We start from the raw sequence: 26,801 nt of genomic DNA on the forward strand, positions 1-26,801 counted from the left end.
CACCCGCCGCCCGAGCCTCCGGCCCGCCGCGCGGCCGGTTCGTTCCCGGCCTGGTCACTCCCTGGTCAGTCAAGCTTCCCCGGCCGGTTCGCTCATCGGCCCGGGGAAGCGCCCGACGAAGCGCCGCTGCCACGGTGTCTCCACCGCCCGCGGGTGGTAATGCCGGCGAACATAGGCCACCGCCTCACCCGGCGGCACGCCATCCAGCACGGCAAGGCAGGCCAGCGCGGTCCCGGTCCGCCCACGCCCACCCCCGCAGGCCACCTCGACCCGCTCACCCTCAGCACGCCGCCAGGCTTCGATCAAAACCTCTTCCGCGTACGCCGAATCGGCCGGCAACCAGAAATCCGGCCACCTGACCCACCGGCTGACCCACCCGAACTCAGGCGGCGCCGACCCGAGCAGATAAACCCCGAACCGCGGCGGATGCCCCGACGGCATAGCCTCCCGCAGCCCCCGCCCACGCACCAGCCGCCCCGACGGCAGCCGCACCACCCCGGCGTCACCCTCGCTCCACGCCTCACCCATAACCCGATCATCCCGCGCCCTGCCGGCTCCCACCCCGCCACCCACCGCCCGCCGCATCCACCACCTCGGATCCAGCCGCCATCTGCCTCCCGCACCCATCCAGACCCAGCACCCGGAGCCAGTCACCGTGCGTCGCCCGTCCAGAGCCCAGCACCCCGGCTAGCCACCGTGCGTCGCCCGTCCAGAGCCCAGCACCCCGGCCAGTCACCGTGCGTCGCCCGTCCAGAGCCCAGCACCCCGGCCAGCCACCGTGCGCCGCCCGTCCAGAACCAGCGCCCCGAGCCGGGCCGCCGTGCGTCCCCGCGCCCATCCGGGTCCAGCGGCCCAAGCCAGTCAACGTGCGTCGCCCGCGCCCATCCGGATGAGCACCCCGAGCCGGCAGCCGGCTCGCGCTGTCGCCAACTCCGGCCCAGACTCTGACCCGGCCGACAAGACCTCTGCAGACACTCGCACTCCGCCCAAGACGCGCGCGCGAACACAAACCCGGCATCACGTGGCAGCACTGTCCCGCTCGCCGGGCGCTGTTGATCTTGACCAGCTGTCCCTCAGTGCTGTTTGCAGCGCGTCCAAACAGCACTGACGACCAGCCGGACCGCCGTCGCCGCGTCCCGCTGCGATCTTGGGCGATTTGCCACGCTCGGGGGTGGTTGCGGGCCCAAGATTGACAGCTCTCTGCGGCTGCCGCCGCGCCTGGTGCTTCACGGCGGCGATCTTGGGCGATTCGCCATGCTTGGAGGTGGTTGCGGGTTCAAGATCGACGATCTTCACGCGGCTGCCCCTGAGGTGCCTCTTGCCATCCAGGATGGATGTCTGGGTGCCGGCCGAGACTGCTGCGCTGGCGCTCAGGCGCCTCACGGCGATCAAGATGGGTGTGGGCGGCGGCTGGGGGGTTGGGGCAGCGGCCGTCGTTCGGGCTCATGGCGTTTGGGGATTTGGTCGGCGGCCGAGTGAGGGTGGGTTGGTGAGTGCGTTATGTCGGGCTAATCCAGGTTTGCCCTCGTGCGGCGCGACGGTGTGGCTACGGGTGGAGGGCGGTGGCCGCGGCTCGTAGCCAGATTGCTACGGCCTGGGCTCCGGGGTCGGGGTGGCCCAGTACTCGCATGCCCAGGTGACCGGCGCGGCCCAGGCGGGGTGGCAGGTCGACGGTGGCGTCAGCGCCGGTGGTTGCGGCGTCGACTGCAGCGGTCAGGGCTTCTGGCCAAGGGCGGCCGGCGTCCAGGTGGTCGGCGAAAGTTACTGCGGCCGGGGCCAGGGCGTCGACCATGGTGCGGTCGCCTGGTTCGGCGTCGGCGGCTTCGCGGACGCCGTCGAGGCCGGCTCGGAGGGCTGCCGCCCAGTCATGGGGGCCGGGAGCGGCGGGCAGGGCGGCTGCGGCGCGGAGTAGCAGGATGGCGTAGAGCGGGCCGGATACGCCGGTGACGCTTCGGCGGACTGTGGCCGAAGCGGCGCGCAGGACGGCGGCCGGCCCGTCGGCGCCGGGGTAGGTGGGGCATTCGGCCAGGACTGCCGCGGCGCCGAGTGCCAGGCTTACGCCCAGGTCGCCGTCACCTGCTGCGCGGTCGAGGGTGGTGAGCTCGTCGCGTACGGAAATCAGGGCTTCGGCGACCGCCTCAAGCGCGCGTCGCATTGGATGATCGAGTCCCAGTTCGCCTTGCGTTGCGTTGCTGTGGGGGTCGGCGGTGACCAGGCCGGGCTCGGCTGGGGCGACGTTGCGTGGCCAGGCTGGTGCGGTGGTGGGTGCGTCCAGCGCTGCCAGTAGGTCGTCGTCGAGTGGCAGCAGGGTGAGGGATACGCCGGCCATGTCCAGCGTGGTGAGGAAGTTGCCGGACCAGACCCGGGTGGCCGTCATGCCCCAGGTGTGCAGGGCCTGGACGGCGCCTTCGGCCATGATGGACAGTTCCGTGGGCGAGGTGGCTCCGAGGCCGTTGACCAGTAGTGCCACCTGGCCGTTCGGGGCGATTCCGCGGTCCTCGACGATCGCTGAGATCAGGCGGGCGGCCACCTCGAAGGGGGAGCCGAGCGGCCCGCGTCCGACTCCTGGTTCGCCGTTGGCGCCGGGGCCCCACTCCGCCTCGCCTTTTGCGAACGCGAGCCCTGTCGGGAACGGCTGCCCTGTGGGGAATGGCTGCGCCTCCGTGGGGGAGGTGCTCGGAGCGGGGGAAGTGCTCGGAGCGGGGGAGAAGGCGGGCTGATCGGAAGGGCTCGGATCGGTGGCAGGGCTCAGCTCGGAATCCAGGCGCTGGAGTTCGGCGAGGTCCGACAGGAACGCCGCATCGAGGGAGGCGGCGAGGTCCGGCGGAAGTGCGGTGTCCGGCGCGGCGGCGAGGTCCGGCGGGAGCGCGGTGTCCTGTGGGAATGCGGTGTCCGGCGCGACGGCGAAGTCCGGTAGGTATGCGGCAGCCGACGAATCGGAAATTTCTGATATGTGGTCGAGGTCGGCTTGGGGTGGGAGGCCGACATTCGAACTGGGAGCGCTTGGCCGGCGATCAAGGTCGTTCCGGATGGGAGCGCCTGGCTGGGCGGAAGAATCCGACTGGCTGGGGAGGTCTGGCTGAGCGTTATGACCTGGCTGGGCGGAAGGGTCCGGCCGGGTGGGGTGGTCTGCCGGGAGGGAAGGGCGCGGCCGGGCGGAGGGGTCCGATTCGGGGGCGGCGTCGGGCTGAGTGGCGACGTTCGAGGCGGGGAGGTCTGGTGGCGGACCGCTGCCCGCGGCGGTGGCCGTGCATGGGCCGAGGGCCACGCCCATAGTGCCGGTCGTTTCGGCGGCTCGGCGGGCCAGCGCTGCCACCTCGGCGAGGGGGCGACCCTCTGCGGCCGCCGCACCGGCCACCTTCTGGACCAGGATGGTTCCGGCCAGGCCGCGGCGGGCCGAGGGACCGCGGGCCACGTCGTCGCCGACCGGGACCACCTCCACTCGGATGCCTTCGGCCCGGGCCAGTTCCGCGGCGAGGGCGAAGTTCAGCCGGTCCGCCGGATAGTTCGGGACGATCAGCAGCACGCCGGCGGGAGAGGCACTGGCCCGGATCGCGGCCAGGACGGTTTCGGCCGGGGGTGGAATGAACAGCGGGCCGGAGACCGCCGCGGTCAGCATGCCGGCGCCGACGTAGCCGGCGTGTGCGGGGTCGTGGCCGGCGCCGCCGCCGGAGATCACGGCGACCAGGCCGGCGGCCCGCGCCGCGGCCACGTCGTTGCGGATCGCGGTGGCCGGTGAGCCGGCGAGTCGTGCCACGCCGTCCGCTGTCCGGGTCACCCCGTCCAGCGCCACGCTGACCACGTCGGCCAGGTCGTTGATGAGCACCCGTCCTTCTTGCCCGTCCGGGCCGGTACCGACACACGTTTCGACGTAGAGCGCACGACGTAGAGTGCACATCTTGTGCGTGCTCTCGTTCCGGCCCGGCTCGGCATCGGCTTCCGGTGGCTTCTCGCCTCGTCCTGGACGACGAATCTCGGTGACGGCATCGCGGCGGCGGCCGGCCCGCTGCTGATCGCGTCGCTCACCGGTGACCCGTTCCTGATCTCGCTCGCCGCCCTGCTGGGCTGGGCGCCGCCGCTGGTCTGCGGTCTGTACGCCGGCGCGCTCTCGGACCGGCACAACCGGCGGCGAATCGTCAAGATCGCCAACGCCGTCCGGCTCGTCGTCCTGATCGCGATGATCTCCGCGCTCGCCACGGGCCACCTACCGGTCCCGGCCGCGCTGATCGGAATCGGTCTTCTGGCCACCACTCAGGTGTTCGCCGACAACGCCACCGCGACCCTCACCCCGATGCTGGTGAACCGGGACGACCTGCTGATCGCCAACGCCCGCCTGCAGACGGGTTTCATCACGCTGAACCAGCTCGCCGGTCCGCCGGTGGGCGCCGCCCTGTTCGCGGCCGGGCGGGTCTGGCCGCTGGTCACCGAGGCGGTGCTGGTCTGCGCCGGGATCCTGCTGGTCTCCCGGGTCGAGCTGCCGCCGCACGGCGACACCGGTCCGAAGCGTTCGGTGCGGCGGGACATCTCCGAGGGACTGCGGTGGACTGTGCGGCATCCGGCCGTACGCACGCTCTGCCTGACGATTCTGATCTTCAATCTGACCTTCGGTGCCGCCTGGTCGGTGCTGGTCCTCTACGCGAGTGAGCGGCTCGGCCTCGGTGCGATCGGTTTCGGTCTCATCACGACGGTCTCCGCGGTCGGCGGTCTGCTCGGGACCGCCCTGTACGGCTGGCTCACCGCCCGGGTCAGCCTGGGCAATCTGATGCGCATCGGTCTGATCATCGAGACGCTCACCCACCTGGCTCTGGCCGCCACGACGTCGCCGTGGGTGGCGTTGCCGACCTTCTTCCTGTTCGGCGCGCACGCGTTCATCTGGGGCACGACCTCGCGGACCGTCCGGCAGCGTGCCGTGCCGGCCCACCTGCAGGGCCGGGTGGACAGCGTGAACACGATCTGCGTCTACGGCGGCCTGGTGGTGGGTTCGGCGTTCGGCGGGTTGCTGGCCACGCATTTCGGGATCACCGCGCCGTTCTGGTTCGCCTTCCTCGGTTCGGTGGTGTTCCTGGTGCTGCTCTGGCCGCAGATGACCCGGATCGCGCACGACGAGACGCTATAGTCGCGCCATGTTCGACTTCAGCGTGCGACGCCGGCGTCCCGTGGGCCGCCGCTGAAGTTGTGCTTTCCGCCGGCGGGTCGTCTCCCGCCGGCGTTGGTTCGTGGCCGGCCCGACCCGTCTTCGCCGACGTCGATGGGATCGACCGTGAATCTCGAGAAACTCCTGCACGACCAGCTTGCGCCCGCCCTGGAGGCGGTGGCCGGTGAGCCGGTGGATCCGGCTGTCCGGGTCTCGCCGTTCGCCGATTTCCAGTCCGCCGCTCCGCTGACTCTGGCCCGGAGACTGGGCCGGCCGCCGCGCGAGATCGCGGCCGAGGTGGCCGCGAGGACCGGTTTCACGGTCTCCGGTCCCGGCTTTCTGAACATCACGCTTCCCGACGAGATGATCACGGCGGCGCTCGAGGCGGCGGCCGGTGATCCCCGGCTCGGTGTCGCGCCGGCGACCCGGCCGGAACGGATCGTGCTCGACTACTCCAGCCCGAACCTCGCGAAGGAGATGCACGTCGGCCACCTGCGGTCGACGATCATCGGTGACGCGCTGGCCCGGATCCTGGACTGGCAGGGGCACCACGTGCACCGGGCCAACCACGTCGGTGACTGGGGCACCCCGTTCGGCATGCTCATCGAGCACCTGATCGAGGAGGGCGGCGCGCGCGACCACTCGCTCGGCGATCTCACGGCCTTCTACCGGGCGGCGCGAGTCAAGTTCGACACCGACGAGGACTTCCGGACCCGGGCCCGGCTGCGGGTGGTGGCGCTGCAGGCCGGGGACGGGCCGACCCGGGAGCTGTGGCGGTGGCTGACCGGCCTGTCCGAGCAGGCGTTCCTGGACTCCTACCAGCGGCTCGGCATCACGCTCGGGCCGGGCGACTTCGCCGGGGAGAGCTGCTATCAGGACGATCTCGCCGGCATCGTCGCCGAGCTGGGGGAGAAGGGCCTGCTGACCGAGAGCGACGGCGCGCTCTGCGCTTTTCCGTCCGGTTTCACCGGCCGGGACGGCGGTCCGCTTCCGCTGATCATCCGCAAGGGCGACGGCGGTTTCGGGTACGCCGCGACCGACCTCGCCGCCCTGCGCCACCGGGTGCGGAATCTCGGCGCCACCCAGCTGCTCTACGTCGTGGGGACACCCCAGCGGATGCACTTCCAGATGGTGTTCGCGGTCGCGCGGGAGGCCGGCTGGCTGCCCCCGGAGGTCAGCGCTGAACACATCGGATTCGGCTCGATCCTCGGCACCGACGGCAGGATGCTCAAGACCCGGGCCGGCGGCACGATCCGGCTCGCCGAACTACTCGACGAGGCGGTCGCCCGGGCCTCCGCTCCGGAGATCGGGATCGCCGCGATCAAGTACGCCGACCTGTCCGGCGACCGGCGCGCCGACTACGTCTTCGACTGGGACCGGATGCTCGCGTCGACCGGGAACACCGGTCCGTACCTGCAGTACGCGTACGCACGGATCCGCTCACTGACCCGCAGGGCCGCCCGCGAGCCGGGCCGGATCCGGGTGACCGATCCGGCCGAGCGGGCCCTCGGCCTGGTCCTGCTCGGTTTCGAGCCGGCCCTGCAGGCCGCCGGCGCAGCCCGCGAGCCGCACCGGCTCGCCGGTTACCTGCACGACCTGGCGGCGGTCTTCAACGCGTTCTGGGAGCGGTGCCCGGTGGCCACTGCGGAGCCCGGGGTGCGGGCGAGCCGGAAGGCCCTCGCGGAGCTGAGCGGGCGCACGCTCCACACCGGAATGTCGCTGCTCGGCATCGAAGCACCGGAGCGGATCTGATCGACCGGCGGTTATGGTGCTGGTTTCGGCGCTCACGAGGCGCCGCCGAATCTGATGCTGAGAGGTTCTCGATGACCCTTCCCACCGGCGTTTCGCGGCGTGGCGTGCTCGCCGCCACCGCGGCGGCCACCGCCGCGCCGTTAGTCTTCACCGAGGCGGCGCAAGCCGGCCGCCCGAAGCCTCCGGAGAGTTACCGGCTCACCGTGCTGGGCACGTCGGACACCCACGGCAACGTCTACAACTGGGACTACTACAGGGACGCCGAGTACGACGACAGCGCCCACAACGACGTCGGTGTCGCCAAGCTGGCCGCCCTGGTGAACAAGCTGCGCGCCGAGGCGACCGGCCCGGTGCTGGTGCTGGACGCCGGCGACACGATCCAGGGCACCCCGCTGGCGACGTACTACGCGAAGCAGGAGCCGATCACCACGACCGGCGAGAAGCACCCGATGGCCCGTGCCATGAACGTGCTGAACTACGACGCGGTGACCCTGGGCAATCACGAGTTCAACTACGGTCTGCCGCTGCTGAACCTGTGGATCCGCCAGCTCGGGTTCCCGGCTCTCGCCGCGAACGCGATCAGCGTCAAGACCGGCAAGCCGGCCTTCACCCCGTACGTGATCAAGAAGGTCTCGGTGGGCCGGCGCGGGCCGGCGCTGCGTGTCGGCATCCTGGGTCTCACCAACCCGGGCTCGGCGATCTGGGACCGGGCGAACGTCGAGGGCAAGCTCGAGTTCGCCGACATGATCGCGTCGGCCGCGAAGTGGGTGCCGATCATGCGGGCGCGCGGCGCCGACATCGTGTTGATCTCCGCGCACGGCGGCGACAGCGGCACCTCGAGTTACGGCCCCGAGCTGCCGAACGAGAACCCGACCGCGCTGATCGCCGAGCAGGTCCCGGGCATCGACGCGATCCTGTTCGGGCACGCTCACCGGGAGGTGCCGGAGCGGTTCGTGACCAACCTGAAGACCGGCGAGGAGGTGCTGCTCTCCGAGCCGTCGCGATGGGGTCAGCGGCTCACCAAGATGGACTTCGACCTGGTCCGCGAGAAGGGCCGGTGGAAGATCACCACCAAGGCGGCGACGACGCTGAACACCAACACGGTCGAGGCCGACCCGAAGGTGCTCGCCGTCGTCCGGAAACAGCACGAGAAGACCGTGGCGTACGTGAACCAGGTCGTCGCCACCTCGACGGAAACGCTCTCCGCCGCCACCTCCCGGTACGAGGACACCCCGATCCTCGACTACATCAACAAGGTGCAGACCGACACCGTCACGGCGGCGCTGGCCGGCACCGAGTATGCGTCGCTGCCGGTCCTGTCGATCGCGGCGCCGTTCAGCCGGACCGCGGTGTTCCCGCAGGGCGACGTCAAGATCAAGGACGTCGCCGGGCTCTACATCTACGACAACACCCTGGAAGCGGTCGTGCTGACCGGCGCCGAGGTGAAGGCGTACCTGGAGTACTCGGCGAAGTACTTCGTCACCCTCGCGCCGGACGCCCCGGTGAACCCGGAGACGATCAGTGACCCGGCGGTGCCGGACTACAACTACGACGTCTTCTCCGGCGTCGACTACGACATCGACATCTCGCAGCCGGTGGGCAGCCGGATCACCCGGCTGCAGATCGGCGGGGCCGACGTGGATCCGGCCGCGCGGTTCGTGGTGGCGGTGAACAACTACCGGCGGTCCGGCGGCGGCAGCTTCCCCGGCATCGTGAAGCCGCAGGTTTACAACGCGCAGCAGGAGATCCGCCAGCTGCTGATCGACTGGGCGCAGGCCAAGGGCCAGATCGACCCGGCCGACTTCTTCGTCAAGAACTGGCAGCTGGTGCGCGCGGGCGTACCGATCACATTCTGACCGGTCCCGGCGGGCCGGCACGACCGGCCCGCCGGATCCCGTCAGTCGCTCAGCTCCCAGTTGGCGCGGCTGTCCGCCTGAACGCGCAGCGCGGTCTTCCCGCCCTCGACCAGGTTGAACGTGCAGAGGTAGGTCCGCAGCCCACCCTCACCCCGGTCGCCCTCCGGGGTGCACTGCACGGCGGACACGTCCGCGGCCAGCGCCGCCTCGGCCCGGCGGTCGACCAGGATGCCGCTCTCCAGGTTCGCCGTGATCGCCTGCTCCTGGTGGTTCAGGTAGGCCGGGAGCGCGACGTTGAAGGTCAGCACGGTCCAGAACGCGGCGCCGGCCAGCAGCGTGACGACAAAGGCGATCCAGTACGGGGCGCGGTTACGCCCGTACCGGCGTGCCTTGCCGGAGCGCCGCATCGCCGAGATCACGCCCAGCACGCTGAAGAAGAACGTCAGGACCACGACCGGACGCCACGAGGGCGCTGCCGGCCGGGCCATGGCTTGCACCTCTTCGGGAAAGCGGACCAGCAGCTGGCCGTGCTTGTTCTCCGGATCGCCGTACGGCGCGACGAGTCCGCCGTACAACGGCTCGGCCGGCTCCGCCGGGACGGGATCCGGCGGACTGGCCCACGGCGGAGCGGTCGGGTAGTGCCCCGGCTCCGGTGGAGTCTGGACTGTCATGTGCGGACCTTCCCGGGGGTAGCGGCACGGTTGTGATGCCGTGCCGACCGAGCCCATCGGCCGCGTCCCCGCCGAGTTGAGGATTAGTTTCCGCGGGTTGCGATTGTGGTGCTGTCGAGCGGCACCTGCAGCTCGGTCACCCACTTGTCGAACTCGCCGGGCGGGCAGTCCAGGTACACCTCGCGGGCGAAACCGGGCCCGGACGTCCGGTAGCCGTTGTCGTCGATCCAGGTGGCGATCGCCTGCCCGGTGCGGAACGCCTCCGACATCGAGCCCCGGTGCAGCGCGGTCGCGGCCTCGATCGGCTCCAGCTCCACCACGTCGAACCCGGCCCCGGACACCTCGGCGGCGCCGATCGGGAACGCGGCGTGCACGGTGATCGTCTCGTCGCCCGGACCGGTCGGCGCCGGCCGGTAGTAGGCGATCGGCGACCCGGTCATCGGCACCCCGGCCTGCTCCATCAGCTCCATCAGCCGCGGGTAGAGCGGGCTCAGGTTCTCGGTGATGGAGCTCGGGTGGTCGTACCCGGCGGCGGTCGCGGACAGCTCCGCGACCCGCAGTGCCGGGATCTGCTTCAGGACGATGTCTCCGGTGTCCATGTGTCCCTCCGTCTCGATCAGCCGGAGACGCGCGTCGACCAGGGCCAGGCGGGCCGTGTCCTGCTCCACCTGGGCAGCCAGTTCGGCCCGTCGCAGCCGCAGCATCCCGCGCAGCTCACCGATGTCCAGCTTCTCCTCGACCATCGCCTGCACCTGCTGCAGGGTGAAGCCGAGATCCTTGAGAGCGAGCACCCGGTTGAGGACGCTCAACTGGTCGGCGGTGTACCAGCGGTAGCCGCTGTGCGGGTCGACATGGGCGGGACGCAGCAGGCCGATGGCGTCGTAGTGGCGCAGCATGCGCACCGACACCCGGCCCAGGCCGGCGAAGTCTCCGATACTCAACATGATCGCTCCACCGTCCTCCCTGACACGGTGTCAGAGTCAACCCGCGGCGCCGCCACCCTCCGTCGGCGGGGTCGTGGTGGTGGCCGTGGGCTCCGGCTCCTCGGGCTCCTCCGGATCGGTGGGCGGAGTCGTCGTGTTCGTCGGGTCGGTCGTGGTGGGGTCGGTCGGGCGGGCCGAGGACGGCGCGGTGCTCGGGCTCGGGGAGGCCGAGGACGGGCTCGCCGACGGCCGGACCGACGACCGCCGGGGCCGGACCGGCTCCCGGGTGGCGCGGGTGCTCGGCTCGAGGGAGGGCTCGACGATCTCGCTCGCCGGCGCGTCCGTCGTCTGCTGGACCTCGGCCTGCTTGCCGCCGGGGTTGCTGGACGGCTCGTCGTCCCGGTTCTGCAGCGCGAAGATCAGGCCGAGGCTGCCGGCCACCGCGAAGAGCGCGAGGATCGCGAACATCAGCGCACGCTGGCCGGGCGCCTGGGAGCCACGGCCGGCCGGGACCGCCGCCGGCACCGGCGGTGGGGCGCTGCGCGGCATCGGTACGGCGCGCGGGGCGGCCGGGCTCAGCGGAACGGTGGGGAACTGGCCGCTGCCGCCGCGGGCCGGGCTGACCGGGGCGACGAGCGTGGTGCCGGTGAGCCGTTTCCAGTCCAGCGGGCCGGCCGCGGCGAAGGCGGCCTCGGCGAACTCCGCCGCACTCTGGAACCGGTCGGCCGGCTGCTTCGCCATCGCCCGGGCGATCAGCTCACGGACGTCGGCCGGCACGTGGTCGGGCAGCGGGTCCGGCTCGTCCTCCAGGTGCCGCAGCGCCACCTGCAACGCGTTGTCACCGTCGAACGGCGGACGGCCGGCGATGCAGTGGTACGCCACCGCGCCGAGCGCGTAGATGTCGGTGGCCGGCGTCAGGTTGCCCTTGGCGACCTGCTCCGGCGCCATGTAGAGGGCGGTGCCGACGATCGCGTTGAGACCGGTGACGCTGGTCATCGCGTTCGACCGGGCCACGCCGAAGTCGACCAGGATCACCGCGCCGGTCGGTTTCACGATCAGGTTGCCCGGCTTGACGTCGCGGTGCACGATCCCGTTCTCGTGGGCGGCGTGCAGCGCGTCGGCCGCCTGCGCCACGATCGACATGGTCTCGGCGACCTCGAGCGGGCCCTCCTTGACCCGGTTGGAGAGCGGCTCGCCCTCCACGAACGCCATCACCAGGTAGGCGACCTGCTCGGGCCCCTCGTAGTCGCCGTCGCTGGCGTAGTCGTAGACCTCGACGACACCGGGGTGGCGGAACGCGGCCATCATCCGGGCCTCGCCGTAGAACCGGGTGGCGAACTCCGGGTCCTCCAGCATCGCGGTGCGCAGAACCTTTACCGCAACAGTGCGGCCGAGCACCACGTCGGTGCCGCGCCAGACGTCACCCATCCCGCCGGTGGCGACTCGCTCGTCCAACCGGTACCGGTTGTCCAGGAGATCTCCAGCACTGAGCACCAGCGGACCTATCTGATCGGGGCGGCCCTGACAGGGGTACCGCGGTAGCGAGCCGAACGCCGCTCAACTGTACAGATCCCCGCTCGTCAGCGGGAGGTCAGCGGAAGCACCCTCCCGCCGGCGGCAGAGTTCCTGATCAATCGGCCGGCCGCCCCCGCCCGATCAGGTCTCGTCGTAGGTCGGGGTGACCACGATGGCCGTCTCGGCCAGTTCGAGTTCCTCGTTCTCGGCCTGCCGTTCGACCGCCGCCCGCGCGGTGCTCGCCGCGATCCAGCCGAGCGCGGCGCCGGCCAGCCCGATGCCGAGGATCAGGCCCCAGGGACGGCCCGGTTTGCGGCCGGCCAGAGCGTTCGCCGCGTTGTTCGCCCGCTGCCACGCTTCGTCTGTGACATAGGTCACGCGATCGCCGGCCTTTCCGGCCAGTTTCCGGCTTTGCCGGCTCGCTTTCCTGCCGAGTTTGGAGGCGGTGCCGCTGGCGGTGTCCGCGGTGCTCCGCCCGGCCTCCCGGGCGTTCTCACCCGCGGTCGCCATCGCCGTGGAGAGGTACTCCCACGCTTGACTGGCGGTCCGCTCGGCACGATTCTTCCTGCTCGAGAACATCGTCGGTTACCTCCTGCGGTGGGCCTCTCCTCAGGGTGCCTTCCCCGGACCGGGTACGGGCAAACTCCGGTGTGGACGGCATCACGGTTCAGAAACGATTTGACGTCGCGCAGTACTGTTGACCACGTTCACACGGGTCACTCAGGTGACTAACAGGTTCGGCGCCTAACCTTTCGGTCAGTTTCACCGAACCTTCCGGGGGAGCCGTCCGCCCTGCTCAGCGGGGTGACGGTCGGCCCCTGTACAGAGACGCAACGCCTGGATACGCCGGGCGGGTGGAGGGAAGAGGCGTGACGCTGTCGATAACGACGTCGACGCTTGCCGACGGCACGGTGGAGGTCTCGCCGCGGGGCGAGATCGATGTCGAGAACGCGTACGAGATTCGTGAAGCTGTGGCCGCTCAGCTGGCCGAGGGCGGTCCCGCCCGGATCGAGCTCGACATGCGGCACGTGACCTTCATCGACTCGGTCGGCATCAGCGCCCTGGTGGGCGCGTTCCAGCTCGCCGGGGTCAGCGGCGTCAAGCTCGTCGTCACCCGGCCCAGCCGCTTCGCGCACCGGCAGCTCTGGGTCACCGGCCTGCTCGGCCTCTTCGGCAACCCGCAGCCCTACGAGGAAGCGGTGGCTGTCCCTCAGTAAGCGGGATTCTGCACCCGGATCGCCTCCACGTTGATCCGCACGCTGGTGTCCTCGTGCGGGGCGCGGATCGGGGTGACCACCGCGAAGTTCTCGGCCAGGGCGGCCAGATCGCTGCCCGGGTCCAGATCCTCCTCGGCTGCCTGGACGGCGGTACGCACGTACCCGTCGCCCGCCTCGGCGATGCTCATCTGCACCTGGCCGAACCGGGCCAGTGACGCTTGTCGCAGGCCGCGGATCCCGTCCAGGTGCAGGTCCGGAACGTTCAGGTTGAAGATCGTCCCGGGCGGGGTGTGCAGCAGCGAGGGCAGCAGGCGCACGGCCAGCTCGGCGCCGCTGGCCCAGTGGTGCTGTTCGTCGTCGATCCGGTCCAGGGCGGCGATCGCGGCGCCCCCGCTGGACGCCGACGCGGCGGCCGGGGTGAGCACGTCCAGGGAGACCGCGAGCCCGTGCATCCCGGCGTGCGAGGCGGTCAGGGTGGCCCCGACCGTGCCGGAGTGCACCACCGCGGCCCCGGCGTTCGCGCCGCGGTTGATCCCGGACAGCACGATGTCCGGCACCTCGCCGAAGGCTTCGCGCAGCGCGAGCAGCACGATGTACGCCGGGGAGGCGGCCACCCCGTACGCCGGGATGTTCTTGGCCCCCGCCAGTTCCCGTTCCTCGAAGCAGATCTTGCCGTCCTGCATGACCGCGGTCATCGACGCGCTGCTGCCGCTCGACTCGCTCAGCGGCGCGGCCACCACCACCTCGTAGCCCGCGTGCGCGACCGCCCGCGCCAGCCACCGGATGCCCGGCGCCTCGATGCCGTCGTCGTTGGTGATAAGGATTCGCATGGGTGAATCGTTGCCCGCTCCGGCGCTCATGATGCCTTCTTCAAGGGGGTCAGCTCGACACGTTCGGTGAGAACCCGGACCGCGTCGACGTGTCCGGTGCCGAGACCGTGCCGGGTGACGTTCAGCGCGCCCGCGGCGGCGCCGGTCCGGACCGCCTCCTCCATCGGGCCACCGTGTGCCAGGACCGCGGCGACACCGGCCGTCATCGAGTCGCCGGCGCCCCGGTGCTCGGCCGGGGTGAGCCGGGGCAGCGCCACGCCGTAGACCTCGCCGTTGAACAGCGCCAGCGCGCCCATGTCGGCCCGGGACACCAGGACCGACTCGGCGCCGTCGTCGTGCAGCTTCAGCAGCGCCTTGACCAGCGACTCGGTGGAGCCGTCGGTGGCCGTGCCGTCGGCGATCAGCTCCTCGTGGCTGATCTTCAGCACCGAGATGCCGGCCTCCAGCACGGCCGCGAGATGCCGGCTGCACAGGTCGGCGATCACCTTGCAGCCGTTCGCACGCAGGTCGGCGGCGAGCCGGCCGTACACCTCGGGCTTGATCACCGAAGGGTGGGCCGGGCCGCTCAGGATGGCGATCCCGGCGCGCAGGCCCTCGGCGAGCGTCAGGTTGTAGAGCTCGTCGAGCTCGTGCCGGGACAGCGGGGTGCCCGGGCGTTCGGCTATCTCCTGGCGGGTGCCGCCCCGCCGATCGTGCACGTACCACCCGCTGCCGTGCTCGCGCATCACCAGCCGCAGCGTGACACCGGGCAGCTCGAGCAGCGGGCTCAGCACGCGGCCGACCTCGCCCCCGGCAGCCGCGCAGAGCGTCACTTGCGCCCCGAGCGATGTGATCATCCGGGTCTGCCAGATGCCCTGGCCACCCGGATGCACGTGCAGTTCGGGTTCGTCGTGGTGTTGTTCGATGGTCACCGTCAGCTGGGGGGCCGGCGCGAAGACCATGACCCGGCCGTCACTCATGTTCGCATTGTTATCTTTTTGCGCATCCGGCGTGGCAGATCGCAAAAAGAACATAGGCCCCTCTAGGGCTCGAAGCCGCGACCAGTCAGATCCTGGACCGCTCCCGACAACTCCGGCCGGGCGTGGAGCAGTTCCTCCAGCCGCACCCGCCACCGGCCGGCCTCCAGGTCGAACACGCCGCGGTCGCCGCCGGTGCGGGCCGACTCGGTCAGCAGCCGCGTCCGGGTGTCGACGAGGGCGGCATGGATCTCCGGACCGAGCAGATCGTGGACCTGGCCGGCGAAATCGGCGAACTCGGGTGCGTAGGCGGCGCGCACGAACGCCCGTGCGCCGTCCCAGATGACCCTGGGCTGGTGGATGACTGTCGACATGGATCGATCATCTCGTGGGAACTGTGATGATCGCCATAGCCGCCCGGCGGGCTCACCAGCCGGTCGGTGTGCAGTGCCGTCCGGCTCCGGCGGGCTCGACCTGCAGCGTGGCGTGGTCGATCGCGAAGTCCTCGTGCAGCGCCTCGCGGGCCACGGTCAGGACGGCGCCCAGCTCGGCCGCGGGGGAGAGGCTCAGGTGGGCCGAGGCCACGTCCATGCCCGAGGTCAGCGTCCAGACGTGCAGGTCGTGGACGTCGCAGACACCGGGCACCGCGGCCAGCCGCTCCCGGACGGCGGTGATGTCGACATGCTCGGGGGCCGCCTGGACCAGGATCCGGACGGCGGACCGGCCGAGCGCGAACGTACGCGGAAGGATCATCAGGGCCACCACGACGGCGACGATCGGGTCCGCGTACGCCCAGCCGGTGAGCCAGATGACCAGCGCCGCCACGATCACGCCGACCGACCCGAGCAGGTCACCGAGCACCTCGAGGTACGCCCCGCGGACCGCGATGTTCTCCTTCGCCCCCGAACTCAGCAGCCGGAACGCGATCACGTTCGCCACCAGGCCGCCGATCGCGACGACCAGCATCCACCCGGCCGGCACCTCGGGCGGGTCGGTGAACCGGCGGACCGCCTGGACCAGCACGAACCCGGCGACACCGGCCAGCAGCACGGCGTTGGCGAGGGCGGCCAGCACCTCCAGACGGTAGAGGCCGAAGGTGCGCCGCGAGTCGGTGCCGGCCCGGCCGGCGGCGGTGATCGCGGCGAGGGTCATGGCGATGGCCAGCACGTCGGTGAACATGTGCCCGGCGTCGGAGAGCAGCGCGAGGGAGCCGGTGAGCCCGGCCGCCACCGCCTCGGCCACCATGAAGGCGGTGAGCAGGCCGCCCGCCCACCAGAGGTGCTTGCGATGCCTGGCGCCGCCGTGCGTCGCCGCGGTGCCGTGGTCGTGGCCGGCTCCCATGTCTCCACCTTCCGTCGTTCCGCGGGCCGACGCCAATGTATGCGTACATCGCTATATGTGCAATCAGTTGTGCGACACGCTCCCACGCGCTGGAATCTTGATGACCCGTTACGCATCGGAAAGGAAGTTTCGTGCTTCGACGTACCCTTGCGAACGCTTTTCTCTGCACCGCCCTGGCGGTGACCGTAGCCGCCCAGCCCGCCGCTGCGGGCCAGACCGGCGCACTGCCCAGCACAATCACCCTGCCGAGCGGCTTCCAGCCGGAAGGCATCGCCATCGGCGAGAAGCCGTACGCCTACTTCGGCTCCCGGGTCGACGGCGACATCTACCGCGTCGACCTGCGCACCGGGGCAGGCCGGACCTTCGCCGAGGGCCCGGGCACCACCTCGCTCGGCATGAAGATCGCCGGCGGGCGCCTCTTCGTGGCCGGCGGCGTCGGCGGCGACGCCCGGGTCTACGACCTACGCACCGGCGCTCTGCTGAAGACCTACCAGCTGCGGCCCGCCGCCGACGGGCCGTTCATCAACGACGTGATCGTCACCCGGGACGCCGCCTGGTTCACCGACTCACGCAGCGCCACGCTGTTCAAGCTGCCGCTCGGCCGGCACAACGCGCTGCCCCCGGCGGCGTTCGCGGTGCCGCTCACCGGCGACCTGGCGGTCGTGCCGGGCGCCACCAACGCCAACGGCATCACCACCACGCCGGACGGCCGGGCGCTGATCATCGTGCAGTCCAACACCGGCAAGCTGTTCCGGGTCACCAAGTCCGGTGTGACCAGGGAGATCGATCTGGGCGGCGAGCTGGTCAACTTCGGTGACGGGCTCTGGCTGCGCGGCAAGACGCTCTACGTGGTCGAGAACCGGAACAACGTGATCACCAAGATCAAGCTGAACCGGGCCGGGACGTCCGGCGAGGTCAGGTCCCGCACCGGGGACCCGCGCTTCGACATCCCGACCACGATCGCCGAGTACGGCAAGCGGTTCTACCTGCCGAACGCCCGCTTCACCACGCCGCCGACGCCGGAGACCGCCTACAACGCCGTGGCGGTCCCGATTCCCTGACCGAGCCAGCCGGGGTTCGTGCCCACCGTGGTCAGTCGCTGCGTCGCGCGCGACAGGGCCACGTACAGGGTGCGGACCCCGGCGTCGTCGGTGGCGATCTGGGCCGGCTCGACCAGGACCACCGCGTCGTACTCCATGCCCTTGGCCTCCAGCGCGGTGACCACCTGGACCCGCTCCGGCAGCCCGGCCACCCAGCCGGCCACCTCGTCCCGGCGGGGCACCGGCATGATCACGCCGATCGTGCCGTCGACGTCCGCGAGCTGCTTCTCGGTCAGCTCGCGCACCGCCTCGGGCAGCGCGCCCGCCGAGGTCACCACGTCCACCGGCTCGACGCCGGTGCTGCGCACCGCCGAGGGCAACGGCAGATCAGGCATGATCGTACGAATCACCCGTGCCGCCACCTCGAAGATCTCCGACGAGTTGCGGTAGTTGGTGGTCAGCGCGTAGCTGTTGCGCTTGCGCGAGCCCAGAGCCCGGTCCCGGGACCGGGCCAGCTCGGCGGGATCGCCCGACCAGGCGGTCTGCGCCGGGTCACCGACGATGGTCCAGGATGCGTACGACCCACGCCGCCCGATCATCCGCCACTGCATCGGTGACACGTCCTGGGACTCGTCGACCACCACGTGCGCGTACTCCCGGTAGTCCTCCTCGCGCTGCACCTGCTGGGCGCGGGCCGCCGCCTGCCGGTCCGCGTAGGTGCTGACCTCCTGGATCCCGTCCCGCACGTGGAACGGGTTCTTCGACTTGCGCTGCGGCTGCCGGGGCCGGCCCATGATCTCATCCAGCTCGTCCAGCAGCGCCACGTCGGAGATCGTCGGGCCGTGCTCGGCGAGCGCGTCGAACGAGCCCTGCAGGGTGGCGATCTCGTCGCGGGAGAGGACCCCGTTCGCGTACGCCCGGAGCCGTTTCGGATCGGCCAGCCAGCGCAGCACCCGCATCGGGGTGAACCGCGGCCACCAGGCCTTCAGGAACTCCCGGAAGTCGGTGCGGTCGGCCAGCTCGGACTCGAACTCCCGCTTCTCCGGCAGCCCGGTGACCTTGTGCTCGCGAGCCTGTGCCCAGAGCGCGTCGAAGACCCGGTCGAAGCCGTGCCCGCGGACCTCGTTACGCCGTGCGCCCCGGGGCAGCGCCTTGCGCCGGAGTTGCTCCAGAGCGCTGGCGTCCAGTCGCAGCAGGGTCCCGCGGTAGAGCAGGCGCAGCTCGGTCGGGCCGCCCGGCACCGCGTCGTGCGAGGCGCGCTCGAGCACCCGGCGCATCCGCAACGAGCCCTTGATCGCGGCGATCGGGCCGGAGTCCACCCGGGTCGCGTCATAGCCCGGCACGAGCGAGCCCAGCGACCGCAGCGTCGCGGTCTCCTCGCCGAGCGAGGGCAGGACGGTCGCGATGTACTCCACGAAGACGCCGGACGGGCCGACCACCAGGATGCCGCCGCCGGCGAACCGGCTGCGGTCGGAATACAACAGGTACGCCGCCCGGTGCAGCGCCACCGCGGTCTTGCCGGTGCCCGGACCGCCGGTGACGATCGTCACGCCCGAGGCGGGGGAGCGGATCGCCTCGTCCTGCTCGCGCTGGATGGTCGCGACGATGTCGCGCATGCCGCGCCCGGTCGCCTTCGCCAGACTGGCCAGCAGCGCGCCGTCGCCCACCACCCGCATGTCGGCCGGGGCGGCATCCGGATCGAGCAGGTCGTCCTCGATGCCGGTGACCCGCTCCCGGCTGGACTGGATCATCCGGCGGCGGACCACGCCGAGCGGCTCGGCCGCGGTGGCCCGGTAGAACGCCGCCGCGGCGGGCGCCCGCCAGTCCACGACCAGCGGTTTCGAGTCCTCGTCGCGGATGCCCATCCGGCCCACGTAGTGGGTGGCGCCGGTGTTCAGGTCGAGGCGGCCGAAGACCAGTCCCTCGTACTCCGTGTCCAGGGCGTGCCGGCGGCGGGCCGCGTGATAAACCATCGCATCGCGCTCCACCAGGGCGCCGAAGGTGCCCACGCCGGCCAGGCGGTAGCCCTCCTTCTCGGCCCGGGACGCGTCCTGGCGCAGCTCGGCGAGACGGGCATAGACCCGGTCCACGTGCTGCTGCTCGACCGCGATCTCCTGCTGAAGGACGGTGGTGTCGCTCAAGTCGGTCGCTCTCCCTTTCCTGCGCACCACCAACCGCGCGTGCGTGGCTGCGCGAAGGGGGCAATCGAACTTACTCCTGCCCGGCAGTCCGCGTCGAACGCACCCCTCCGGCTCGTCGTCCGGAATCTCTCAGGATCGTCGCCCGGGCGGCATCGCGTGCGCGTTTCGAGGGAAACGACTAGGCCGCCCGGCGGCAGTCCGCGGCGCCGGACACCCGCTGCTCCCGCTTCGACTCCCGCTTCGCCTCCCGGACCACCTTGCGGACGATCCCGGCGAGCGCCGCCGAGACCTCCTCCGGCCGCTCCAGCGGCAGCATGTGCCCGGCGCCCGGGAAGACCTGCAGCCCGGCGCTGGGCAGCGCGTCGGCGATCGACTCGGCGCAGGCCGGCGGGGTCAGCCTGTCCCGGTCGCCGACCAGCACCGCGGACGGCAGGTCGCCGAGCAGCGCCAGCGTGTCCAGTCGCTGCTGCGCGCCGACCGACGCGCGGAAGCCGCCGATCGACCGCAGCGAGGCCCGGCCCAGACTGCGCAGGGTCAGCCGCAACGCGTCGGTCGAGCAGTCGTCGCCGAAGAGCAGCCAGCGCACCGCCGGGCGCAGGGCGGGCAGCACGGCCCGGTGCGGGCACCAGGCGCCGGAGCGGGCCAGCAGGCCGGCGCCGATGGTCTCGCCGGCGCGCAGCACGGAGGCCAGGTGCGGGTGCAACCCGTACCGCGTGTGGGTGTGGCCCTCGGCGGTGGTCGAGACGAAGAGCAGGCCGGCCACCCGGGCGGCGAAGTCGCCGGGGTGGCGGTGGGCGTACTCCATGATCGTCATGCCGCCCATCGAATGGCCGGCGAGGATCACCGGGCCGGACGGCGCGAACCGGTCGATCACCTCGGCCAGGTCGTCGCCGAGCTGGTCGAGATTGGCCGAGCGCAGCCGGGTGGCGCCGGATCGTCCGTGGCCACGAGTGTCGTACGCGATCACGCGGGGTGTCTTGCGGCCCATCCCGCTGAGCGCGGCCACCTGATGCCGCCAGATCCGCCGGTCCAGGCACCAGCTGTGCAACATGACCACGGTCACCGGCGCGTCGGCCGGGCCGGACACGTCGACATGCAGCCGGACGCCGTCGGCGAGGACGATCTCCGAACGCTCAGTCATGGGCACCTCCGTGCGGGCTCACGGCCCCCGCAGTACCCACGGGTTACCAGCATCACTCGCGATCTCCGCGAACGCCACATTTCTTGGTCAGGACTTTCGGCCCTTGTGCACGGAACAGTGAGTTAGCTCGCAATCACTTTCCCGCCGCCCCGGACAGGCGAAAATCTCTCCCATGACGGCCACGCGAGACGCCCAGATCCTCAGCCCTGCCGAAGCCTTGAGCAAGCTCGTCACCGGCAACAAGCGGTTCGTGTACGGCACCCCGCGGTACGGCCACGACGTCACCCAGGCGGCCGCGACCGCCGGTGGACAGCAGCCGCATTCGCTGGTGCTGGGCTGCATCGACTCCCGGGTGCCGCTCGAGGCGATCTTCGACCAGTCGTTCGGCTCGATCTGCGTGGCGCGCTCGGGCGCACACGTGCTGGACCGGTCGCTGGTCGGCTCGGCCGGGTTCGCCGTCGCCAAGCTCCGCGTCTCGCTGATCCTCGTCGTCGGCCACAAGCGCTGCGGGGCCGTGCACGCCACCGTCGACGCCCTGCGCGCCGGTACGGCGTCCGAGGGCGAGGTCGGCTACCTGGTGGACCAACTGGCCCCGGCGGTGCACGAGGTGGGCCTGCAGGACGCCGAGGCGGCGGAGAAGGCCGTACCGGTTCATGTGCTGCGGACGGTGGACCGGCTCCGCAAGGTCGACAGCCTGGCCGGGCCGATCGCGGCCGGCACGCTCAAGGTCGAGGGCGCCGTCTACGACCTGGACAGCGGCTGGGTGGAGTTCCTGTCCTGATCTTCACCAACTGAAAAAAGGCGCCTCCCGGTCATCGACCGGGAGGCGCCTCTCGTTCGGGGTTGCTCAGCCCTCGAAGATGCCCGCGTCCGCGAGCCGCTTCTCGGTGGCGTCCCAGCCGTGCTCCGGGCTGGTGCTGTGCAGCGAGTTCAGCTCGGCGCGGATCTTGGCGCCGTGCCCGGCAGCGGCCAGCACCCGGATCTCCTCGACGAAGGCGTCGGAGTCGGTCTTGAGGTGCGTGGTCTTGCCGTTGGTCAGGTTGCGCACATACACGAAGCGGCCGTCGGCGAGCGGGATGAGGTACTTGTACTCACCGAGCACGCTAAGGGCGCCACCAGCGCCCTGGCCGGCGCGGACTGATGCGCGGGCGGTCTTTGAGGTGTTGCTCGCCACGGCGGTACTCCTTGGAGGAAAGCTGAAGAGCAGAAAAAAGTCCGTAGCAACACTACACGACGGCCGCTGGACCGTGCCGTCGGAGCAGGTAAGGGCGTTGCACTGGGTATGCCACTACGGCAGCTCCCATAGTCGATGTTGCGGATTCTCTGGCGCACCATCCGTACCACCCGGCATCATGGGACACGATCAACCGCGGTCGAGGTCGTAGGGGAAGACGCACCTCGGTCTCCGGGAGGTCACCGTGCCAACGTGTGGCGTCGTATACGTCCACTCGACCCCACTCGCCGTGTGCCAGCATGTCGAGTGGGCGATCGCGCGCGTCCTTACCGCGCCGGTCAATTTGCAATGGACCGTGCAACCGGTCGATCCGAGCATGCGCCGAGCCGAGTGCAGCTGGACCGGGCGGGCCGGTACTGGCGCCGAGCTGGCTGCTGCCCTCCGGCAGTGGCCCATGATCCGTTTCGAGGTCACCGAGGAGCCCAGTGCGGGCGTCGACGGGGAGCGCTTCATGCACGTCCCCGGGCGTGGCCTCTTCCACGGAGTCATGGGCGCGTCGGGTGACATCCAGATCGGCGAGGACCGGCTGCGCGCCATCATGTCCTCGGTCCGTGCGCCCGAGGCGCTGTCGCATGCGCTGGAGAAGGCGCTCGGCACCGCCTGGGACGCCGAGCTGGAGCCGTTCCGTTACGCCGGAGACGGCGCGCCGGTCACTCTTCTGACCCGGGTGGGCTGAAGCCGATGCGTTGAAGTGGCAGCGGTTGTCGCGAACTGGTTCGATGGCGATCGTGAAAAACCTCCTGCGCGTCGCTTTTGTCGTACCTCTGCTGCTGCTGAGCGGTTGTGGTGACGACGAGCCCGCGCGGGAGGCCGCGCCCACCGTCTCCGCAGCGCCGCCGTCCGCGGCGCCGTCCAGCGCTGCGCCGTCGCCCACCGGCGATCCGGCCGCGCAGGCGGCGGCCACCGCGGCCCGGCTCAGCGACGAGGACCTGGCCGGGCAGGTGCTGATGCCGTACGCCTACGGCAGCGCCGCCACCACCGTCGACAAGGCCGCCGCCGCGGGCAACCAGGAGCTGGCCGGGGTGAACACACCGGCCGAGATGATCGCGAAGTACCGGCTCGGCGGCCTGATCCTGGTCGGCTTCAAGCCCGACGACCCGACCGGCGACACCAACCCCACCTCGAACGTCGAGAACCCGAAGCAGGTGCGCGCGCTCACCGCCGGTCTGCAGGAGGCCGCCGCGAAACTGCCGGCCGCCGCGCCGCTGATGATCGGCACCGACCAGGAGTACGGCGTGGTCACCCGAATCACCGACGGGGTCACGATGCTCCCGTCCGCGCTGGCGTTCGGCGCGGCCCGGCAGCCGGCCCTGACCGAGGCCGCCTGGCACGCCGCCGGCCGCGAGCTGGCCGCGATGGGCGTCACCGTCGACTTCGCCCCGGTCGCGGACACGCTGGGGCCCAAGGGCAGCGCGGTGATCGGCTCCCGCTCGTTCGGCGCCGATCCGGCCGGGAACGCGGCGCAGGTCGCCGCCGCGGTGCGCGGACTCCAGGCGGCCGGGGTCTCGGCCAGCCTGAAGCACTTCCCGGGACACGGCCACACCACCGCCGACAGCCACGACGAGCTGCCGGTGATCGCGCAGAGCCGCAAGGCGTGGGACGCGCAGGACCTGCCGCCGTTCCGGTCCGGCATCGAGGCGGGCGCCGGCGTGGTGATGTCCGGGCACCTCGACCTGCAGGCCGTGGACAAGGGCGTGGCCGCGACCTTCTCCCGCAAGGTGATGACCGACCTGCTGCGCGGGCAGTTGAAGTTCACCGGGGTGGCGATCAGCGACGCGATGAACATGGCGCCGGCCCGCAAATGGCCGGCCGGCGAGGCGGCGGTCCGTGCTCTCAACGCCGGAAACGACATGCTGCTCATGCCGCCGGACATCAAGGGCGCCCGGGACGGCATCCTGGCCGGCCTCAGGGACGGCAGCCTCAAGCGGGAACGCCTGGTCGAGGCGAACACCCGGATCCTCACCCTGAAGTTCCGCACCGCGAAGACGGCCCAGCCCGAGCTCGCGGCGGTCGGCTCGGCCGAGCACGAGCGGGCGGTCGCGGCGCTCGACGCCGCCTCGATCACGGTGTTGCGCGGGCGCTGCGCGGGCCCGCTCGTGAACGGGCCGGTCACGGTGACCGCGCCGTCCTCCCGCGAGGTGGCCCGGGTCACCCTGGTCAAGGCCCTGCAAGCGGCGGGCGTGAAGGTCCAGGCCGCAGGGGGCGCGGCCATCCATCTGGTGGGGTACGGCGACCAGCCCGTCGATCTGGACGACGCCGCCGCGGTGACGGTGATGATGGACAACCCGGCACTGCTGGCCTGGTCCCGGTCGCCGACGCTGGTCGCCACCTACTCGTCGAGCCGGCTCTCGCTGGCCGCGCTGGCCGACGTCATCGCCGGCAAGGCCAAGGCGCCCGGCAAGTCGCCGGTGGCGGCCGGGAAACTGCCCCGCAGTGCCTGCGTGAAGTAACCGGGGTCAGAGCGGGATGTTGCCGTGCCAGCCGCGCCCGGCCGGTGCGGCCGCCAGGGCCTCGGCGATCCGCCGGCGTGTCTCCGCCGGCTCGATCACGGCGTCCACCACGCCGGTCTCCAGCGCCCGCCGCACGCCACCGGCCTCGGCGATCTGCTCCCGGATCAGCTGCTCGCGCAGCGCGTCGCGGTCCGCGAGTGGGGCGGCGGCCAGCCGCTTGCGGTGGACCATGTCCACCGCGGCGCTCGGGCCCATGACCGCGATCTCCGCGGCCGGCCAGGCGAAGACCGCGGTGGCGCCCAGCGAGCGGGAGTTCATCGCGATGTACGCCCCGCCGTACGCCCGCCGCGTCACCAGCGTCACCCGGGGCACCACCGCCCCGGCGAAGGCGTGCAGCAGCTGCGTGCCGCGGCGCACCACCCCGTCCCACTCCTGGTCCACACCGGGCAGATAGCCGGGCACGTCGACCAGGACGATCAGCGGTACGCCCAGCGAGTCACACATCCGCACGAAGCGGGCGGCCTTCTCGGCGGCGGACGCGTCGAGGCAGCCGCCGAGCCGCAGCGCGTTGTTCGCGACCACGCCGACCGTCCGTCCGGCGAACCGGCCCAGCGTGGTGACGAGGTTCGGCGCCCACCCGCCGTGCAGTTCCACCCCTGGCTCGTCCAGCAGGGCCCGGACCAGCGGCTGTACGTCGTACGCCCGGGTGCCGGCCGGGACCAGCGTGTCCAGGGACTGCCCGGTGCGCCCGCCGGGCGGCACGTCGTCGGGCGAGAACCGCCCCTGGTGGCCGAGGAGCACCACCAGCCGGCGGGCCTCGCCGAGCGCGGCCCCGTCGTCCTCGGCGGTCAGGTGAACCACCCGGTCGCCGGTTACGTCGTGATTCGCCTCCGGACCGGTCACGAAGATCCGGCCGCTCCTGCTCATGATCACGATGTCGGTGAGCGCCGGGCCGTACGCCGCGCCGCCGGCCGCCGGGCCGAGCACGACGGAGAGCTGCGGCACCCGCCCGGAGGCCCGTACGGCGGCGGCGAAAACCTGCCCGACGCCGTCCAGGGCGGCGACCCCCTCGGTCACCCGTGCCCCGCCGGAGTGCCACAGCCCGGCCACCGGCACCCGGTCCCGGACCGCGGTGTCGATGGCCGAGACGATGTGCCGGCAGCCGTCCAGGCCCAGAGCGCCGCCCATCCGGGTGGCGTCCGTGGCGAACGCGACGGCGGGGGTGCCGCCGACCCGGCCCCGCGCATGCAGCACGCCCGAGTCGTCCCGGGGTGCGAGCAGGCGCAGGGTGCCACGGTCGAAGAACGCTTGCAGCCGTAGCTCGGGGTCGCGATGGTCGACGCCGGCCGAGTCGACTCCGGACGGAGTCCGGCTCACGCGCGGGTGAAGACCAGCGCCACGTTGTGGCCGCCGAAACCGAACGAGTTGTTCATCGCGGCCTGGATCTCCGCGGGCCGCGCCTTGTGCGCCGCCACCTCGAGGTCGAGGCGCTCGTCGGGCTCGTCGAGGTTGATGGTCGGAGGGATGATGCCGTCCCGGAGGGCCAGGATGGTGGCGATCGACTCGAGCGCGCCGGCCGCGCCGAGCAGGTGGCCGGACATCGACTTGGTCGAGGTCAGGATGGGGTGCGTCCCGATCGCGGCCTTGATGCCCTTGATCTCGCCCATGTCGCCGACCGGGGTCGAGGTCGCGTGGGCGTTCACGTGGTGGATGTCGGCGCCGGTCAGCCCGGCGTCCTGGATGGCCATCCGCATGGCGCGGATGCCGCCCTTGCACTCCGGGTCCGGCTGGACGATGTCGAAGCCGTCCGAGGTGATGCCGGCGCCGGCGAGACGGGCGTACACGGTGGCGCCGCGGGCGGCGGCGTGGTCGGCCCGCTCCAGGATGAGCGCGCCGGCGCCCTCGCCCAGGACGAAGCCGTCACGGTTCTTGTCCCACGGCCGGGAAGCCTTCTCCGGCTCGTCGTTGCGGGTCGACATGGCCCGCATCGAGGCGAAACCGGCGATCGGCAGCGGGTGCACCACGGCCTCGGTGCTGCCGGCCACCACCACGTCGGCACGGCCCGCACGGATCAGGTCGAGACCGAGGGCGACGGCTTCCGCGCCGGTCGCGCAGGCGCTGGCCATGGCCCGGACACCGGCCCGGGCGCCGAGTTCCAGACCGATGTACGCGGCCGGACCGTTCGGCATGAGCATCGGCACCGTGTGCGGGCTGACCCGCCGCGGCCCGGACTGCTCCAGGATGTCGTCCTGGTCCAGGAGGGTGATCGCACCGCCTATTCCGGTGCCGTAGCTGACCGCGAGACGGTCGGGGTCGAGCCCCGCCTCGGCCAGCCCGGCGTCGGCCCAGGCCTGCTTGGCCGCGATCACGGCCATCGCTTCGGCGCGGTCCATCCGGCGCAGCTTGACCCGCTCGATCACCTCGGAGGGCTCGACGGCGAGCTGGGCGGCGATCCGGACCGGGAGTTGACCGGCCCACTCCTGGGTGAGCGGACCCACCCCGGAGCGGCCGGCGAGCATGGCGTCCCAGGTGGACGCGACGTCCCCGCCCAGCGGGGTCGTCGCGCCGAGCCCGGTGACGACGACGTCTACGTTGCTCAT

Annotated in this window: 24 protein-coding genes; 8 read left to right on the top strand and 16 right to left on the bottom strand. The window is 71.5% G+C overall.

Translation table 11 applies throughout. The annotated features are described in order from the left end of the window. Positions 1-69 precede the first annotated feature (69 nt). From OHA21_RS46745 to OHA21_RS46755, 3 genes are all read right to left on the bottom strand, one after another. The gene (locus OHA21_RS46745; RefSeq protein WP_328466620.1) at positions 70-528 is read right to left on the bottom strand and encodes a protein-tyrosine phosphatase family protein; all 459 of its coding nucleotides are present in this window, start codon (positions 526-528) and stop codon (positions 70-72) included. A 489-nt stretch (positions 529-1,017) separates the two neighbouring features. Beyond that, entirely contained in the window at positions 1,018-1,296 is a 279-nt protein-coding gene (locus OHA21_RS46750) for a hypothetical protein (protein WP_328466621.1), read from the bottom strand. Between the two features lie 250 nt (positions 1,297-1,546). Next, positions 1,547-3,826 carry a dihydroxyacetone kinase subunit DhaK gene (locus tag OHA21_RS46755; protein ID WP_328466622.1) on the bottom strand — a complete coding sequence of 760 codons (2,280 nt, stop codon included), beginning with the start codon at positions 3,824-3,826 and terminating at the stop codon, positions 1,547-1,549. A gap of 75 nt (positions 3,827-3,901) precedes the next feature. Between OHA21_RS46755 and OHA21_RS46760 the strand changes: the two genes are divergently transcribed. From OHA21_RS46760 to OHA21_RS46770, 3 genes are all read left to right on the top strand, one after another. Then, positions 3,902-5,116, top strand: a complete 1,215-nt coding sequence (locus OHA21_RS46760) for an MFS transporter (RefSeq protein WP_328466624.1) — start codon at positions 3,902-3,904, stop codon at positions 5,114-5,116. Between the two features lie 144 nt (positions 5,117-5,260). Continuing rightward, complete coding sequence (gene argS / locus OHA21_RS46765; protein ID WP_328466626.1) at positions 5,261-6,886, top strand: arginine--tRNA ligase; 1,626 nt, start codon at positions 5,261-5,263, stop codon at positions 6,884-6,886. A 71-nt stretch (positions 6,887-6,957) separates the two neighbouring features. Then, complete coding sequence (locus tag OHA21_RS46770) at positions 6,958-8,742, top strand: bifunctional metallophosphatase/5'-nucleotidase (RefSeq protein WP_328466628.1); 1,785 nt, start codon at positions 6,958-6,960, stop codon at positions 8,740-8,742. A 41-nt stretch (positions 8,743-8,783) separates the two neighbouring features. On the opposite strand, the gene OHA21_RS46775 is transcribed toward OHA21_RS46770, so the two are convergent. From OHA21_RS46775 to OHA21_RS46790, 4 genes are all read right to left on the bottom strand, one after another. Further along, positions 8,784-9,413, bottom strand: coding sequence for a hypothetical protein (locus OHA21_RS46775; protein WP_328466630.1), 630 nt, complete (start codon positions 9,411-9,413; stop codon positions 8,784-8,786). An 83-nt stretch (positions 9,414-9,496) separates the two neighbouring features. Continuing rightward, the gene (locus OHA21_RS46780; protein WP_328466632.1) at positions 9,497-10,357 is read right to left on the bottom strand and encodes a MerR family transcriptional regulator; all 861 of its coding nucleotides are present in this window, start codon (positions 10,355-10,357) and stop codon (positions 9,497-9,499) included. Between the two features lie 36 nt (positions 10,358-10,393). After that, entirely contained in the window at positions 10,394-11,830 is a 1,437-nt protein-coding gene (locus OHA21_RS46785; RefSeq protein ID WP_328466634.1) for a serine/threonine-protein kinase, read from the bottom strand. A 162-nt stretch (positions 11,831-11,992) separates the two neighbouring features. Further along, the gene (locus OHA21_RS46790; RefSeq protein ID WP_328466636.1) at positions 11,993-12,430 is read right to left on the bottom strand and encodes a hypothetical protein; all 438 of its coding nucleotides are present in this window, start codon (positions 12,428-12,430) and stop codon (positions 11,993-11,995) included. A 290-nt stretch (positions 12,431-12,720) separates the two neighbouring features. Here OHA21_RS46790 and OHA21_RS46795 point away from each other — a divergent pair, with 290 nt between their 5' ends. Continuing rightward, positions 12,721-13,068, top strand: a complete 348-nt coding sequence (locus tag OHA21_RS46795) for an STAS domain-containing protein (RefSeq protein WP_328466638.1) — start codon at positions 12,721-12,723, stop codon at positions 13,066-13,068. On the opposite strand, the gene surE is transcribed toward OHA21_RS46795, so the two are convergent. The 4 genes from surE to OHA21_RS46815 all read right to left on the bottom strand — a co-directional run bounded on the left by surE (position 13,062) and on the right by OHA21_RS46815 (position 16,195). Continuing rightward, positions 13,062-13,898 (bottom strand): 5'/3'-nucleotidase SurE, encoded by an 837-nt coding sequence (gene surE, locus OHA21_RS46800; protein ID WP_328466640.1) that lies wholly within the window; start codon positions 13,896-13,898, stop codon positions 13,062-13,064. The genes OHA21_RS46795 and surE overlap by 7 nt on opposite strands. Before the next feature lie 26 nt (positions 13,899-13,924). Continuing rightward, positions 13,925-14,857, bottom strand: coding sequence for a 1-phosphofructokinase family hexose kinase (locus tag OHA21_RS46805; protein WP_328466642.1), 933 nt, complete (start codon positions 14,855-14,857; stop codon positions 13,925-13,927). 62 nt (positions 14,858-14,919) lie between these two features. Then, complete coding sequence (locus OHA21_RS46810; protein WP_328466643.1) at positions 14,920-15,228, bottom strand: hypothetical protein; 309 nt, start codon at positions 15,226-15,228, stop codon at positions 14,920-14,922. Between the two features lie 52 nt (positions 15,229-15,280). Then, on the bottom strand, positions 15,281-16,195 hold the full coding sequence (locus tag OHA21_RS46815; RefSeq protein WP_328466645.1) for a cation diffusion facilitator family transporter: 915 nt from the start codon (positions 16,193-16,195) through the stop codon (positions 15,281-15,283). 131 nt (positions 16,196-16,326) lie between these two features. Between OHA21_RS46815 and OHA21_RS46820 the strand changes: the two genes are divergently transcribed. Further along, positions 16,327-17,256: an SMP-30/gluconolactonase/LRE family protein gene (locus tag OHA21_RS46820; protein WP_328466647.1), complete on the top strand. Its 930-nt coding sequence runs from the start codon at positions 16,327-16,329 to the stop codon at positions 17,254-17,256. On the opposite strand, the gene OHA21_RS46825 is transcribed toward OHA21_RS46820, so the two are convergent. Next, complete coding sequence (locus OHA21_RS46825; RefSeq protein ID WP_328466649.1) at positions 17,226-19,376, bottom strand: HelD family protein; 2,151 nt, start codon at positions 19,374-19,376, stop codon at positions 17,226-17,228. The genes OHA21_RS46820 and OHA21_RS46825 overlap by 31 nt on opposite strands. A 178-nt stretch (positions 19,377-19,554) precedes the next feature. Further along, positions 19,555-20,517: an alpha/beta fold hydrolase gene (locus OHA21_RS46830; RefSeq protein ID WP_328466651.1), complete on the bottom strand. Its 963-nt coding sequence runs from the start codon at positions 20,515-20,517 to the stop codon at positions 19,555-19,557. A gap of 172 nt (positions 20,518-20,689) precedes the next feature. On the opposite strand from OHA21_RS46830, the gene OHA21_RS46835 reads away from it, so the two are divergent. Further along, positions 20,690-21,298 (top strand): carbonic anhydrase, encoded by a 609-nt coding sequence (locus OHA21_RS46835; RefSeq protein ID WP_328466653.1) that lies wholly within the window; start codon positions 20,690-20,692, stop codon positions 21,296-21,298. A 66-nt stretch (positions 21,299-21,364) separates the two neighbouring features. Here the strand turns inward: OHA21_RS46835 and OHA21_RS46840 are convergent, their stop codons facing one another. After that, entirely contained in the window at positions 21,365-21,691 is a 327-nt protein-coding gene (locus OHA21_RS46840; protein ID WP_328466655.1) for a hypothetical protein, read from the bottom strand. Between the two features lie 244 nt (positions 21,692-21,935). On the opposite strand from OHA21_RS46840, the gene OHA21_RS46845 reads away from it, so the two are divergent. Both OHA21_RS46845 and OHA21_RS46850 read left to right on the top strand, forming a co-directional pair. After that, positions 21,936-22,427, top strand: coding sequence for a DUF3145 domain-containing protein (locus OHA21_RS46845; RefSeq protein ID WP_328466657.1), 492 nt, complete (start codon positions 21,936-21,938; stop codon positions 22,425-22,427). Positions 22,428-22,470: 43 nt separating this feature from the next. Further along, complete coding sequence (locus OHA21_RS46850; RefSeq protein ID WP_328466659.1) at positions 22,471-24,201, top strand: glycoside hydrolase family 3 protein; 1,731 nt, start codon at positions 22,471-22,473, stop codon at positions 24,199-24,201. Between the two features lie 6 nt (positions 24,202-24,207). Here OHA21_RS46850 and OHA21_RS46855 read toward each other — a convergent pair whose 3' ends face one another. Further along, positions 24,208-25,578, bottom strand: a complete 1,371-nt coding sequence (locus tag OHA21_RS46855) for a carboxyl transferase domain-containing protein (RefSeq protein WP_328466661.1) — start codon at positions 25,576-25,578, stop codon at positions 24,208-24,210. Then, positions 25,575-26,801: a beta-ketoacyl-ACP synthase II gene (fabF, locus tag OHA21_RS46860; RefSeq protein ID WP_328466663.1), complete on the bottom strand. Its 1,227-nt coding sequence runs from the start codon at positions 26,799-26,801 to the stop codon at positions 25,575-25,577. The genes OHA21_RS46855 and fabF overlap by 4 nt, the downstream gene beginning before the upstream one ends.

The sequence above is a fragment of the Actinoplanes sp. NBC_00393 genome (assembly GCF_036053395.1).
In the GTDB taxonomy this organism is placed as follows: domain Bacteria; phylum Actinomycetota; class Actinomycetes; order Mycobacteriales; family Micromonosporaceae; genus Actinoplanes.